Here is a 14,424-nt window from a genome sequence, read left to right as displayed (position 1 = left end):
GAATGAGCTATAAAGGATTAGAGTTTCCTATAGATAGTAAATTTTTGATTACTGGCGGAGCAGGATTTATTGGTTCTAATTTGTGCGAAGCTATTTTAAAATTGGGGTACTCTGTAAGGTGCTTAGATAATTTTTCTACAGGAAAAAGAGAAAATATAGCTCCTTTCTTAGAAAACCCTTTGTTTGAACTACTTGAAGGAGATATTAGAGATCTAGATACTTGCATGCAAGCTTGCAAAGGGGTCGATTTTGTTTCACACCAAGCATCTTGGGGAAGTGTCCCGAGAAGTATTGAAATGCCACTTCTTTATGAGGAAATTAACATAAAAGGTACATTAAATATGATGGAAGCTGCGAGGCAAAATAAGGTGAGTAAATTCGTCTATGCTTCAAGTTCCTCAGTGTATGGTGACGAACCGAACCTTCCTAAGGTTGAAGATAGAGTTGGTAAAGTACTATCTCCCTATGCACTTACCAAAAAAGTTGGGGAAGAATACGGGAGATTGTACACTCAGATTTATGGGCTGGAAACAGTAGGGTTTAGATACTTTAATGTCTTCGGTAGAAGACAAGACCCTCACGGTTATTATGCAGCGGTTATTCCTAAATTCGTTAAGGCACTGTTAAATGATGAAATCTCTACTATAAACGGAGATGGCGGACAATCAAGAGATTTCACTTATATTGAGAACGTGATAGAAGCAAACTTAAAGGGAATGCTTGCTCCTAAGGAGGCTGCCGGTCAGGTATATAATATTGCATTTGGCGGTAGAGTGTTCTTGATAGATTTGTATAATAAGTTATCTGAATTATTAGGGAAGAGTATTCAACCTAATTTTGGGCCTGACCGAGCTGGTGATGTTAAACATTCAAATGCCGATATATCTAAAGCAAAGACACTTTTAGGATATGATCCGGAATTTGATTTTAACTCCGGTATTGAATTGGCGGTAAATTGGTATAAGGAGAATATATAAAATGAGCGTCCATGAATCCCCTTTACGAATTCTACATGTGTTTGGGATAATGAACTGCGGTGGTGCTGAGACATTTATTATGAATGTCTATCGTAATATTGATAGGGAAAAGATTCAATTTGATTTTATAGTTCATAGTGAAGACAAAGGCTATTATGATGATGAAATTAAAGCATTGGGTGGAAGAATATATCAGGTCCCGAAATTTTCAGGACGTAATTTCCTTAATTATGTAAAATCATGGAAATTATTTTTGGAAGAACACAGCGAGTACAGAATTATTCATTCTCATATAAGGAGTACAGCAAGTATTTTTTTGAGATTAGCTAAAAAGCAAGGTTTAAAGACAATAATTCATAGCCATAGCACTTCATCTGGTACTGGATTCTCTGCTTTCGTAAAAGATACATTGCAACTTCCACTTAGATATATTACTGATTATAGATTTGCTTGCAGTCGAGCGGCTGGGGAATGGCTTTTTGGAAATGAAAAATTTGATATAATAAACAACGCAATTAATTCTGAAAAGTACATTTTTAACAAGGACTCTAGAAAGCTTATTCGTAATACATTAGGCTTGAATGGGAAGTTTGTTATTGGTCATATTGGAAGATTTAATGCACCTAAAAATCATATTTTTATACTTAATGTATTTAAGAAAATTCATGAATTGAATCCTAATTCCGCATTATTGCTCGTTGGAGATGGAGATTTAAGAGAAGAATTGGAAAAGAAAATTAAAGAATTAAATCTAATGAATAGTGTTATCTTAACAGGAATAAGGAATGATATTCCAGAATTGCTGCATGCGATGGATGTTTTTTTGTTCCCCTCTTTATATGAAGGATTAGGTATTGCTGTGATTGAAGCCCAGGCTACTGGATTGCCATGTATAGTTTCGGATACTCTTCCTAATGAAGTATTAATTACAGATTTAGTGAAATTCATATCACTAAAAGAAAGTCTGGATTACTGGATCAATGAAATTATTGCCACAAAAGATGCTATTAGGAATAATAAGTTTGAAGAAATTATTAAATCAAATTATGACATTAAGGATCAAGTTAAGTTAATAAAACAATTTTATCTGAAAAATCTTTGATCTATAGATGGTAGAATATTTTAGAGTGGAATTATTTATGAAATAGAAACTTGATGAGTAAAAATTTAGTTGTTATATGCAAAGATTAAATAAGAGATAGTAAATATTAGTGATTTAACACTAAAAAATTATTACATTCCTCATAGCGGTGAAATATTGAGGGTCAGCAGGAGAAGTTAGAAAGATAGAAAGGATAAGATTAATGGTATATGCAAGCATAATCGGTTGTATATTATTAGCTGTACTTACTTGGCAGAAGTCTAAGGACATTATTGCTCCTTCCTTTATTCTTAGCTCTATTTGGACTGTCTTGTATTTTGTGTTGCTGTTAAGAAGAAATACTGTCAATTTAAGCAGTATCTATTATTCATCTTTTTTTGTTGCGCTTCTTTGCTTTACTATGGGTTTCTTTTTTATAGTCGGGAATAAAAGGAAAGAACATTCTGTTGAAATACAGTTAAAGGAGAAGATGAGTTTTAATATATCTTTTATAAGAGTAGCTCTCCTGATCGAAATTATTCTGTTTTTTTATTTCCTCCTAAAAGTTGGAATATATGTATCGGGGAATTATTCATTTAATATATTTCAAACGCTTAGTATTGGAAAAACAACAGGAATGTTTGATGAAGGAATTATAATATCTTATTCACGAAATGCTATAATATCTTTTTCTGTTGTTTGTGGAATAGTTTTTTTTAATAATCCTATTAAAAGAAATCGTAACTATTTTCTAATCTCATTTATTATTGCTTTGTTTTTTTCTTTAACTGCTGGCAATAGAGGGATAATTTTCATGTTAGTTTTAGCGTTATTTTTTTCTAATATAATTATTAAAAAATATTCTAATAAGAAAATTGCAATTATGTTGTTGTTGATTGTATTAATAATTCTTGTTACCTTTATTTCATTCGCATATATGAAGTATGTCTATGAAGATAGAAGCGACACCACGCAATTTATAATGAAACAATTAAGAGTCTACTTCTCAACTTCAATGATAGCGTTTGTTCAATGGATAGAAACTACTTGGGAATATAAATATGGTGCTAATACTTTTAGATTTTTTGCCGAACTGTTAAATGGACTAGGCTATGATCTATCAGCAGTAAAAGCTGTTCAAGAGTACGTTTATGTCTACGGTGATATAACAAATGTTTATTCAGTCCTTCATTATTATACTTCAGATTATGGTTTGATTTATGCTTTTGTAATACAAGTTATATTAGGAATGACTTATGGGTTTATCTATAAAAAAGCTATAATAAATAAGAAAACAACCCCCTTTTTTATTGCAGTTCTTTCTATTTTATATTTTCCCTTAATAAATCAATTTTTTGACGACAAATATTTTTCAATCTTATCAACATGGATTCAATTAATATTCTGGATTGCTTTTTTCACAAGAAGAAAATTTCTATACCTTCATGCAAATGAAGATAAATAAACTTAGATATATCAATATCTTTTGTAGATTTGAGGGAGATAATGGAGAAAGTTTTAGTTCTGCTATCCTCATATAATGGGCAGAAATATATTAAAGAACAACTTGATAGTATATTTAGTCAAAAAGAAGTAGAAGTTAATTGCTTAGTTAGAGATGATGGTTCAACTGATAATACTATTGATATTCTTGAAAATTATTCATTGAATCAACCAAATCTTAAGATTGTAACTGGTAATAACATCGGGTACAAATTAAGCTTTTTGAAACTAATAGAAATGTCCGGCGATTTTGATTATTATGCTTTTGCGGATCAAGACGATGTTTGGGAGGCCAATAAATTAATTGTAGCTACTAATAAAATTAAAACCAGAAAGTCAGATGTAAGTAAAGCGATTATGTACTGTTCTAATTGTAAGTTGGTAGATAATGAGTTGAATTTTATTGGAATGCTCCATAGTAAAGAATCTTTATTACCTAAAAGCAAAATCGAAGCTTTGGCGCAAGGTTTTGCGCATGGATGTACAATTGTATTTAATTCAGAAGCAAAAAAAATAATTACTAGATACAAACCAAAAAAAGAATATGCACATGATTTTTGGTTGCCTCTAATTATTTTATTTACTGGCGTAGTTATATATGACCCTAATTCATATATTCTTTATAGACAACATAATGAGAATGTTTTTGGAACTCGGAAGTCCTTATTAAAGATTTTTAATATAAAGTTAAAACAATTTAATGTTAATGCGAATTTTCATTCAAATATGATTTTGGAGATTTTAGAGGGTTATGGAGATCTAATAACTTCACAAGATTGTGAGATACTAAAAGAAATTACTTACTATAAGAATTCTATATACTACAAGTTAAAAGCTTTGTTAAATCAACAATTAAAAAGAGAAACATTTAAAGGAACTGTATTTTTGAAGATTTTAATTTTGTTGTCTAAATTTTAGTATTTGGGTCAATGGATGTACAGAATGCGGGGATGAAAAGTTGAATAGCAGACTGAAAAATTTTCTTAAAGATTTCTCTTATGCATTGTTATCTAACCTAGTATCGTTGATAGTTTCAGTCCTAATGATTCTGGTAATACCAAAGTTGATAGGAGTAAGAGAGTATGGTTACTGGCAATTATATTTGTTTTATTCTTCGTATGTAGGTTTTTTGCACTTTGGATGGATTGATGGTATTTATCTGAGATTTGGAGGTAAGGAATACAAAGATCTTGACAAATCTCTTTTTTTTTCACAGTTTAATATGTTGTTTATATTACAACTAATAATAGCAGCCAGTATATTTACTGGTTCTTATTTATTAGTTTCAGATGCAAATAAAATTTTCATTTTTCATATGATAGCTATTTGTCTTTTAGCGGTGAACCTGAGATTTATGTTGCTATATATTTTGCAAGGAACTAACAGAATTAAAGAGTACGCTCAAATCACAATGATGGACAGAATACTTTATTGTGTTATAATTGTGGTTTTTTTACTATTTGGATTTAGAGATTATAAATTAATGATCGTTGCTGATTTGATTGGAAAATTGGCTTCCCTCACTTATGCAATGTATTGCTGCAGGGATATTGTATTTCGTAAAATTCATACTTTCTATATTACTTGGCGCGAGACTGCAGAGAATATAAATGTTGGTATGAAGCTAATGTTTGCAACTATAGCCAGTATGCTGATAATAGGCGTTGTCCGTTTTGGCATTGAAAGAACTTGGGATGTGTCTACATTTGGAAAAGTTTCTTTAACATTAAGCGTATCCAATCTTTTAATGCTATTTATAAATACTATAGGAATAATTATGTTTCCCATACTTCGGAGAACTGATGAGAATAAGTTGCCAAATATTTATACAAATTTGAGGTCATTATTAATGATTTGTTTATTAGGGATTTTGATGATTTATTTTCCGTTTAAAGGGGTTTTATCAAACTGGTTACCCCATTATGCAGATAGTTTAAGGTACATGGCAATTGTATTTCCTATGTGTATTTATGAAGGGAAAATGTCTTTGTTAATAAATACGTATCTTAAAACATTAAGAAAAGAAAAAGCAATGTTGAAGGTAAATGTGATTACTTTACTATTGAGTGTTGTGATCACTCTAATAACCACGGTTATTTTAAAGAATTTAGATGTAGCAATAGTGACAATAGTAGTTTTGATAGCATTTAAGTGCATACTATCAGAGGTGATTTTGTCAAGAATGCTAGGCATTTCAGTTTTAAAAGATATATCTATGGAAGTTGTTATGACATTTGTTTTTATCCTTTGTGGATGGTTTTTGAATTCATGGATCGCAGCATTCATATATGCTCTTACTTATGGAGTATATCTAGTAGCAAAGCGAAAGGATATTGTAAGTACAGTTAATAATGTGAAGATATTATTAAAGAATAATTCATAGAATAAGGAGGTCTTTATGAAAGGCATAATCCTAGCCGGTGGCTCCGGCACCCGGCTCTATCCGTTAACCATGGTCACCAGTAAGCAACTACTGCCTGTTTACGACAAGCCTATGATCTATTACCCGTTATCCACTCTAATGCTGGCCGGAATTCGAGATATCCTTATCATCTCCACACCTGAGGATACTCCGAGGTTTGAGAGTCTTTTGGGGGATGGTTCTCAGTTCGGGATCTCTCTACAATATATAGTACAACCCAGTCCTGACGGTTTGGCTCAGGCTTTTATTTTGGGCGAATCGTTCATTGGGGAAGATGCTGTGGCTATGATTCTTGGCGATAATATTTATTATGGGAATGGCATTCGTAAGATGCTTCAGCGTGCTTCCGGGAAGGCGCAGGGGGCGACGGTGTTCGGGTATCATGTCCATGATCCGGAACGGTTCGGTGTGGTGGAGTTCAATGATGAAGGCAAGGTACTGAGTGTGGAAGAGAAGCCGGTACAGCCTAAGTCTAATTATGCGATTACGGGTCTCTACTTCTATGATAACCGTGTGGTGGAGATTGCCAAGAACGTGCAGCCTTCTTCCCGGGGGGAACTTGAGATTACTTCCATTAATGAAGCATATCTTAGAATGGGAGAGCTGGATGTCGAACTCCTGGGCCGTGGATTCACTTGGCTGGATACGGGAACTCATCAGAGTCTGGTGGATGCCACCAATTTTGTCCGGACGATTGAGGATCATCAAGGGATCAAGATTGCCGCGCTCGAAGAGATTGCATATATTAACGGATGGATTACGAAGGAGCACCTGCTCAGTTGCGGGCAGAAGCTAAGCAAGACGGGCTACGGCCAGTACCTGATCAAGGTGGCTACCGGGAAAATTCAATATTAAGTAGTAGAGGTGTAGAGGATATGAAGTTAACAGAAACGGCGCTTCCAGGCGTGTATATAGTTGAACCTGCGGTATTCGGGGACCACCGGGGATGGTTCATGGAGACGTTCAGTGATGCGAAGTTCAGAGAGCAGGGTATCGATATTGCTTTTGTCCAGGACAATCAGTCCTATTCTGCGGTTAAGGGTACCTTGCGTGGTCTGCATTATCAGCTCAATCCTAAAGCTCAGACCAAGCTGGTGCGTTGTACCCGTGGGGTCATCTTCGATGTGGCTGTGGATGTCAGAGCAGGCAGTCCCGCTTACGGCAAGTGGTTCGGTGTTGAACTAAGCGCAGAGAATAAGAAGCAGTTGTTGATTCCCAAAGGGTTCGCCCACGGCTTCATGACGCTGACTGAGGACGTTGAAGTTCAGTATAAGTGTGATGAGCTGTATGCTCCAGACTGTGATGGCGGCATTCTCTGGAATGATCCGGCTATCGGGATTGAGTGGCCCCTCCACGTTCCCCCCGTTCTCTCCGGCAAAGACGAGCAGGCTCCGCTGCTGCAAGATGCTGTTCTGAATTTTACCTATACTCCCTGAAGCAGGTCGAAATCCAATTGAATGATTCTGAGGTGTAATTGATGAATAGAAAGAAATTGCTGGTTACCGGAGGTGCCGGTTTCATTGGTGGGAACTTCGTGCAGTACATGATCGATAAGTACTCCGATTACGATGTCTATAACCTGGATCTGTTGACCTATGCCGGTGACCTCTCTAAGCACAAGAAGATTGAGGATCGGGATAACTATCACTTCGTTCAGGCGGATATTGCGGACCGTGAGGCTATTCAGTCACTTTTTGCAGAGGAGCGATTTGATTATGTGGTTCATTTCGCAGCCGAGAGTCATGTGGACCGCTCTATTACAGATCCGGCGGTATTCGTCCGTACGAATGTGATGGGAACCCAGGTGCTGCTGGATGCTTCCCGTGCGATTGGAGTGACCAAGTTCGTTCATGTGTCTACGGATGAGGTGTATGGCGAACTGGACTGGGACCCTGCTGTATTCTTCACGGAGGAGACCCCGCTACAGCCTAACAGCCCTTATAGTGCAAGCAAAGCGTCGTCCGATCTGTTAGTTCGTGCGTATCATGAGACCTTCGGCTTGCCGATGAACATCACCCGTTGCTCTAATAATTATGGCCCGTACCACTTCCCGGAGAAGCTTATTCCTCTTACGATCTCTAAGGTCCTGAATGAACAGAAGGTTCCTGTCTATGGAGATGGCGCGAATATCCGGGATTGGCTGCATGTGTGGGATCATTGTGCTGCGATTGACCTAGTGCTGCATGAGGGCGTAAGCGGTGAGGTATACAATGTAGGCGGGCATAATGAACGCACCAATCTTGAGGTTGTGAAGACGATTTTTTATACCTTGGGCAAATCTGAGGATTTGATAGAATTCGTTACCGACCGGCTGGGTCATGATAAACGTTATGCGATTGATCCGGCTAAGCTGGAGAGATTGGGCTGGAAGCCTACGTATACGTTCGAGACTGGGATCGCCCAGACCATTCGGTGGTATACGGAGAATGCACAGTGGTGGGAACAGATTCTTAGCGGCGAGTACCGGAATTAGCTTATGAGCCGTAACCTAACTAGGACCAAGATGGGCAAGCGCAGAAAAAGAATTCTCTTTCTGTACTTGCCCCTTCTGTTAATGCTTTTGCTGTTCCTGTGCGCGGGGCGCTTCCTTCCCGTATCTGAGACGCCGAAGCAAGCAGACGTCATCATCATCCTCAGTGGCGGGGGAGGGCGGGTGGAGCAAGGGGTTAAGTTGTATCAAGAAGGCTACGCGCCGCAGCTCCTGCTCTCTAACTCCAAAGAAATCACCGGCCCTGCCGGTGACATGCGCGAAACGGCCCTCTCCTTGGGCATCCCGGAATCCGCTATTCTGACGGAGGATGCTGCCGAGAGTACCTACCAGAACGCGCAGCTCACGCTCCCGATCATGCAGCAGAAGGGCTTCAAGTCGGCGATTGTGGTGTCGTCGGATTTTCATATGCGGCGGGTGAAGTTTATCTTCGATCATGTGTATAAGAAGTCGGGGATTGAGCTGACTTATATCGGTGCGGACTCGGGCTATAATGCGAACGCGTGGTGGAGTGACCGGTATAGCCGGGAGACGACTTTTAACGAATATATTAAGATGATTGGCAATGCCTTCGGCTACAATGGCCCGGAAGCGAAGGGGTCGCTGGAGCAGATTAAGCGCTGGTTCCGCAGGTAACGGGAGGACCAGGACAGGCAGTTGGAGAAGCGTGGGAAACAGCGGAGGCGGAGGCAGCGGCTTCGCAAATGTGATATCGGGACGACAGAGACCTTATGAGACTACTGTGTGTACGTAAATTCATTTGGAATGTCAAGTTACTATGCAAACAAGAGCAGGTTATCTTTTCGATAACTTGCTCTTGTTCTTGATTTACCCTACGATATTCAAGGCTTTGATTTTCCCGTTATTAAGCTTGAAGCGGAAATCCAGCGGAATTGGACTGCCCTTGAAATTACCTGAAATAGTGGCGGTGACCACCGTTTCGTCATTTTTCTCCGCACAATTGTTGATTTCAGTCCTACCCGCAGCGTCCCTGTTAGCTTTCACAATAAAGTTGCTGATAACTTCGGGACCATGATATTCTTCTCCATTGTCAACTAATATGGCATCCTCTGCAAAGCAGTTAGCGAGAAGGTCGCCGTCACAGATATCTGAGGCATGATAATAGGCTGCAATAGGCTGCGGCAAAGGAATTGCCCTACTGTTAGTGGAAAGAACATTGTGCAGGCGTGTAATCTTATCTCCATCCACAGTAAAATGAAAATCAAAATAGAGGGGGTCCGGTAGTCCAGTCTTGTCGTAATTTCCGTCTGATTGTGCGGTAACAACGATCTCCTTGGCATTCTCAACAACATTTTTGATGTCCAGTCTTAAGCCTACTCCGAAATAGTCGTGGTCGCTCCACTCTTTGATAGCGGTTTTTCCGTGATATTCTTTGCCGGCGTCAAAAACAACGGCATCCTCGGCAAAGATCGAAAGGAAGGTCGCGGGATCATCTGTATTTGTCGCATGAAAATGTTCTTCAACCGGTCGGGGTAATTGAATTTTGTTTATCATAGTCATCATTCTCCTTTATAATGTGCGGACAACGCCGCAGCTCAATTACACTTCTTAATATAAAGGACAAAACCTGACAACAGCCCGTCTGGTTTTGGAGTAATAAATATTGATCATAACTTTAATCCAATTCTTCATTACCAGTTGTATGTAAATATGACACAATGGTGTCGTGTTTAGAACGATATACTGTACTTGAATTGAGGTGATTGAATGCAGATCAGCAGACTTTTCGGCATTGTTTATTACTTACTTGAGAAAAAAGAAACTACGGGGAAAGAGCTTGCCGACCGTTTTGAAGTATCGGTTAGAACCATATATCGCGATATTGAGACATTAAGCAGCGCTGGCATTCCTGTCTATACGAATCAAGGCAGAGGCGGCGGAATCGTCATTCTTGATAAATTTATACTAAATAAGTCATTACTTTCTGAAAAAGAACAGGATGAAATACTGCTCGCCTTGCAGAATCTATCAGCAGCGCGGTATCCGGAAATTGAGACTATTCTTTCACGATTAAGCAGCCTTTTCAAAAAGAGTGATGTGAATTGGATTGAATTGGACTTCTCACCCTGGGGAAGTGATGAAAGAAACAAAGAAAATTTCAATGCACTTAAAATGGCAATTATAAGCAAACATATTATTATATTCGAATATTTTAATACCTCAGGTGTGAAAAGCTTGCGCAGGGTTGCGCCGCTTAAGTTGATTTTTAAGGATAAGGCATGGTATTTGAAAGCGTATTGCTATGATAAAAGAACATACAGAACATTCAAAATATCCCGTATGGCTAATATCGAAATCACTGAAGATGTTTTTGAGCAAGGGACATTAGTGGAATCTGCGGCTGAAGCGACAGATAATCAATTTCAGAAATTTATTGATATTCAGTTAAAAATCTCTCCGGCGGGAGCGTATAGAATATACGATGACTTTAGTGAAAAAGAAATAACAAAACATGAAGATGGATCTTTTACTGTTATTGCATCCATGCCCGAAGGAGATTGGCTTTCAAATTACTTTCTCTCTTATGGCCCGATTATTGAAGCGATGGAGCCTGAAAGTCTACGAGATGCTGTTATGAGCAAGATAGAGGTGATGATGGGAAATTTGAATCGAAAGGGTGGCCCTGCCTTATGAGACTACTAGAGTCTCTATTTTTTTGCCCTCATGGCAAACGGGTTGCCTGTAGTTCACGGATTAGACTAATCTGCAGCAGTCTACGTTATTGACCATTGGAATAATGTGACATATTATTACAACTATAAAAGAAATTATATTGGATTCCAGTTAGGTGGTGTTTGCGTGGTCCCTACTACTAGAACGATGATTCGCGATCTACTAGCGTTGCATTTGTCGCAGAAGGGAATGTCTATTCATCAATTCTCCGGACAATCCGGAATTAATTCAGGAACGCTCAGCCGGATACTTAGTGGTCAGCAGCCCATTGCTATGAACCATCTGGAGCGAATCACCCGGGCGATGGATCTGCCGGAGGATCATTTCTACAGCTTATACGTGGATGAATGTTTCTATTTCTCGTCACCCACCTGGAGGCGTCTGCGGCCTTTTCTTGTGCGCTCCGCTGAGCTGGGCCGTCTGGATTGCGTTGAACAGGTGGTTCAGAATCTGCTGGAGAATCTGGTCTATGCACCCATGCTGTTCGAAGTGGCTGAAGGACTGTTTCAAGAGGGGCTGTGGCAAGCTGCCGAATTGCTGTATAAGAATGTGAGTGTCAGTGAGAAGTATCAGAATTCCGAGAGACTTGCGATATGCCAATACCGTCTATTCCGTATTGCCATTGGTGATGACCAGGCGCGTAATTTACAGGCGGCGCATCTCTTCGAATGTTACCTGGACCGGCTGGATGAAGCGGATCAATTGGACGGGTTGAATCATTTGGGTCATGTCTATGGTTCAATGCATCGGTGGCATAAGGTGGATGAACTGGCGAAGAAGATGCTGCAATTAGCAACTCTTCGTTATAATCTCCAGCTCCAGTCGGACCGTAGAGAGAGTAACGAGAAAAAAACCGAAGAACCTCTGTACTTCTATATTCTGTACGCGCAGCTTATCCGTTCAACTGTGTGCGAGGAACTAGGAGACTACAATTCGGCATTAGATTGGGTGTCCCTCTATATGGATGGGAATTGGATACAGGAAGACAATGAAGAAGTGAGACGGACCGTAGCTCAGTTTCAGGAATGGGGTACCGCAAACAGACTGCTCTATCGGGTGATGGGAGGAAAATATGAGGCGCTCTCTGACTATGTTGAATATATATCCGATCGACCAGATGAGATATTTATAGCGTTATACAATATTATCTTGTCGGCTAACCGCTATGACTGGAATGTTGATTATATTCTGGATTGTTTTGCTTCCTATATTCCTTACCGGACAAATCTTGCAGAGTATGGCAGTCTTCACAACAAACAAATCATAGCCAACCAATACGCCAGATTTCTTGCTGAAATGGCATTCTATTATTTACATAATAAGCGAAAAGAAGGAATCATCTTCATCCTGCAAAGTTTGGAATCATCCGCTAGAATCAATAACGAGAGCAATATCCTCAAATGTGTTGATCTATTCGAACAGCATCGGCATCTGGCAGATGAAGAGGAGAAAGAGCAATACAAACTTCTAATTAGGGAGGTGCAGGATTCACATGAAAAGAAAATTGTTCAAACTTCTAGCATCCTGTAGTCTGGCTATCGCAATTATTATAACTGTTGGCACTATTGAGCCCGTGGTAAACAACATCAGCACTCAAACTCTGATTCAAACTACGGGTCACGGTTATGGTGGTTGATGCTTACTGGGCAGCAATGATATGCTTTCAAAGCTTGGGAAACAGCAGAGACAGCGGCTAAGCAAATATGATTTCGAAACGATAGAGACCCTATGAGACCAATAGGGTCTCTGTTTTTTTACCATAATGGCAACCCGCTTGCCTGTAGTTCACGGATTAGACTAATCTGCAGCATTCTACGTTATTGACCATTGGAATAATGTGACATATTATTACAACTATAAAAGAAATTATATTGGATTCCAGTTAGGTGGTGTTTGCGTGGTCCCTACTACTAGAACTATGATACGTGATCTATTAGCGTTGCATTTGTCGCAGAAGAGAATGTCTATTCATCAATTCTCCATACAATCCGGAATTAATTCAGGAACGCTCAGCAGGATACTTAGTGGTCACCAGCCCATTGCTATGAACCATCTGGAGCGAATCACCAAGGCGATGGATCTGCCGGAGGATCATTTCTATAGCTTATACGTGGATGAATGTTTCTTTTTCTCGTCGCCCACCTGGCGGCGTCTAAGGCCTTTTCTTGTACGTTCAGCTGAGCTGGGCCGTCTGGATTGCGTTGAACAGGTGGTTCAGAATCTGCTGGAGAATCTGGTCTACGCCCCCATGCTGTTCGAAGTGGCTGAAGGACTGTTTCAAGAGGGGCTGTGGCAAGCTGCTGAACTGCTGTATAAGAATGTGAGTGTCAGTGAGAAGTATCAGAATTCCGAGAGACTAGCGTTGTGCCAATACCGTCTGTTCCGTATCGCCATTGGTGATGACCAGACGAAGAATTTACAGGCGGCGCATCTCTTCGAATGTTACCTGGACCGGCTGGATGAAGCAGATCAATTGGATGGGTTGAAGCATTTGGGTCATGTCTACGGTTCAATGAATCGGTGGCATAAGGTGGATGAACTCGCAGAGAAGATGCTTCAATTAGCAACTCTTCGTTATAATCTCCAGCGTCAGTCGGACCGTAGAGAGAGTAACGAGAAAAAAACCGAGAAACCCCTTTACTTCTACATCCTGTACGCACAGCTTATCCGTTCAACTGTGTGTGAGGAATTAGGAGACTACAATTCAGCATTAGATTGGGTGTCCCTCTATATGGATGGAAGCTGGATACAGGAAGACAATGAAGAAGTGAAGCGGACTGTAGCTCAGTTTCAGGAATGGGGTACCGCAAACAGACTGCTCTATCGAGTGATGGCAGGACAATATGAAGTTCTCTCAGAATATGTTGAATATATCTCCCATCGACGAGATGAGATATTTATAGCGTTATACAATATTATCTTGTCGGCTAACCGCTATGACTGGAATGTTGATTCTATTCTGGAGCGATTTGCTTCCTATATTCCTTACCGGACGTATTCTACAGAATTTGGCGATTATAATCGGCAGGTTATGTTGGACCAACACACTCAATTCCTTGCTGAAATGGCAGCCTATTGTTTACATAATGAGCGTAAAGAAGGTATTAGATTCATCCTGCAAAGTTTGGAATCGTCTGCTAGAATCAATAACGAGAGCAATGTAATCAAATGTGTCGATCTGTTTGGGCAGCATCGGAATCAAGCAAATGAAGAAGAGAACGAACAATACAAAGTTCAAATTGGAGCATACCTATAAAGT

General features: G+C 39.5%; 13 protein-coding genes. 12 read left to right on the top strand and 1 reads right to left on the bottom strand.

The features are described 5' to 3' along the window. The first annotated feature begins 2 nt into the window (after positions 1–2). The 9 genes from MKZ07_RS16410 (at position 3) to MKZ07_RS16370 (ending at position 9,107) form a co-directional block, all read left to right on the top strand. Positions 3–977 carry an SDR family oxidoreductase gene (locus MKZ07_RS16410; RefSeq protein WP_341026575.1) on the top strand — a complete coding sequence of 325 codons (975 nt, stop codon included), beginning with the start codon at positions 3–5 and terminating at the stop codon, positions 975–977. A gap of 1 nt (position 978) precedes the next feature. Next, on the top strand, positions 979–2,079 hold the full coding sequence (locus MKZ07_RS16405; RefSeq protein ID WP_341026573.1) for a glycosyltransferase family 1 protein: 1,101 nt from the start codon (positions 979–981) through the stop codon (positions 2,077–2,079). A gap of 202 nt (positions 2,080–2,281) precedes the next feature. After that, complete coding sequence (locus tag MKZ07_RS16400) at positions 2,282–3,523, top strand: O-antigen polymerase (RefSeq protein WP_341026571.1); 1,242 nt, start codon at positions 2,282–2,284, stop codon at positions 3,521–3,523. A gap of 41 nt (positions 3,524–3,564) precedes the next feature. Further along, positions 3,565–4,479 carry a glycosyltransferase gene (locus tag MKZ07_RS16395; protein ID WP_341026569.1) on the top strand — a complete coding sequence of 305 codons (915 nt, stop codon included), beginning with the start codon at positions 3,565–3,567 and terminating at the stop codon, positions 4,477–4,479. 40 nt (positions 4,480–4,519) lie between these two features. Further along, positions 4,520–5,944: a lipopolysaccharide biosynthesis protein gene (locus tag MKZ07_RS16390; RefSeq protein WP_341026567.1), complete on the top strand. Its 1,425-nt coding sequence runs from the start codon at positions 4,520–4,522 to the stop codon at positions 5,942–5,944. A gap of 15 nt (positions 5,945–5,959) precedes the next feature. Further along, entirely contained in the window at positions 5,960–6,838 is an 879-nt protein-coding gene (rfbA, locus tag MKZ07_RS16385; RefSeq protein WP_341026565.1) for a glucose-1-phosphate thymidylyltransferase RfbA, read from the top strand. Positions 6,839–6,858: 20 nt separating this feature from the next. Beyond that, on the top strand, positions 6,859–7,419 hold the full coding sequence (gene rfbC, locus MKZ07_RS16380; protein WP_341026562.1) for a dTDP-4-dehydrorhamnose 3,5-epimerase: 561 nt from the start codon (positions 6,859–6,861) through the stop codon (positions 7,417–7,419). A 41-nt stretch (positions 7,420–7,460) separates the two neighbouring features. Further along, entirely contained in the window at positions 7,461–8,456 is a 996-nt protein-coding gene (rfbB, locus tag MKZ07_RS16375) for a dTDP-glucose 4,6-dehydratase (protein WP_341026560.1), read from the top strand. Positions 8,457–8,459: 3 nt separating this feature from the next. Beyond that, entirely contained in the window at positions 8,460–9,107 is a 648-nt protein-coding gene (locus MKZ07_RS16370; protein ID WP_341026559.1) for a YdcF family protein, read from the top strand. Positions 9,108–9,299: 192 nt separating this feature from the next. On the opposite strand, the gene MKZ07_RS16365 is transcribed toward MKZ07_RS16370, so the two are convergent. Beyond that, entirely contained in the window at positions 9,300–9,986 is a 687-nt protein-coding gene (locus MKZ07_RS16365) for a nuclear transport factor 2 family protein (protein WP_341026558.1), read from the bottom strand. A 213-nt stretch (positions 9,987–10,199) separates the two neighbouring features. On the opposite strand from MKZ07_RS16365, the gene MKZ07_RS16360 reads away from it, so the two are divergent. The 3 genes from MKZ07_RS16360 (at position 10,200) to MKZ07_RS16350 (ending at position 14,421) form a co-directional block, all read left to right on the top strand. After that, positions 10,200–11,126 (top strand): helix-turn-helix transcriptional regulator, encoded by a 927-nt coding sequence (locus MKZ07_RS16360; protein ID WP_341026557.1) that lies wholly within the window; start codon positions 10,200–10,202, stop codon positions 11,124–11,126. A gap of 228 nt (positions 11,127–11,354) precedes the next feature. Beyond that, entirely contained in the window at positions 11,355–12,695 is a 1,341-nt protein-coding gene (locus MKZ07_RS16355; protein ID WP_445670288.1) for a transcriptional regulator, read from the top strand. A 367-nt stretch (positions 12,696–13,062) separates the two neighbouring features. Continuing rightward, positions 13,063–14,421, top strand: a complete 1,359-nt coding sequence (locus MKZ07_RS16350; RefSeq protein WP_341026556.1) for a helix-turn-helix domain-containing protein — start codon at positions 13,063–13,065, stop codon at positions 14,419–14,421. Positions 14,422–14,424 lie beyond the last annotated feature (3 nt).

This window comes from Paenibacillus sp. FSL P4-0338, from assembly GCF_038002365.1.
Lineage (GTDB): Bacteria > Bacillota > Bacilli > Paenibacillales > Paenibacillaceae > Paenibacillus_AQ.
This window is presented reverse-complemented; position numbering and strand designations above follow the sequence as displayed.

Excerpts from the sequence above, each read along its gene's own strand:
- rfbC (WP_341026562.1), top strand. The coding sequence starts at position 6,859 with ATGAAGTTAACAGAAACGGCGCTTCCAGGCGTGTATATAGTTGAACCT.
- MKZ07_RS16400 (WP_341026571.1), top strand. The coding sequence starts at position 2,282 with ATGGTATATGCAAGCATAATCGGTTGTATATTATTAGCTGTACTTACT.
- MKZ07_RS16360 (WP_341026557.1), top strand. The coding sequence starts at position 10,200 with ATGCAGATCAGCAGACTTTTCGGCATTGTTTATTACTTACTTGAGAAA.
- MKZ07_RS16395 (WP_341026569.1), top strand. The coding sequence starts at position 3,565 with ATGGAGAAAGTTTTAGTTCTGCTATCCTCATATAATGGGCAGAAATAT.
- MKZ07_RS16365 (WP_341026558.1), bottom strand. The coding sequence starts at position 9,986 with ATGATAAACAAAATTCAATTACCCCGACCGGTTGAAGAACATTTTCAT.
- rfbB (WP_341026560.1), top strand. The coding sequence starts at position 7,461 with ATGAATAGAAAGAAATTGCTGGTTACCGGAGGTGCCGGTTTCATTGGT.
- MKZ07_RS16410 (WP_341026575.1), top strand. The coding sequence starts at position 3 with ATGAGCTATAAAGGATTAGAGTTTCCTATAGATAGTAAATTTTTGATT.
- MKZ07_RS16405 (WP_341026573.1), top strand. The coding sequence starts at position 979 with ATGAGCGTCCATGAATCCCCTTTACGAATTCTACATGTGTTTGGGATA.
- MKZ07_RS16370 (WP_341026559.1), top strand. The coding sequence starts at position 8,460 with ATGAGCCGTAACCTAACTAGGACCAAGATGGGCAAGCGCAGAAAAAGA.
- MKZ07_RS16355 (WP_445670288.1), top strand. The coding sequence starts at position 11,355 with ATGTCTATTCATCAATTCTCCGGACAATCCGGAATTAATTCAGGAACG.
- rfbA (WP_341026565.1), top strand. The coding sequence starts at position 5,960 with ATGAAAGGCATAATCCTAGCCGGTGGCTCCGGCACCCGGCTCTATCCG.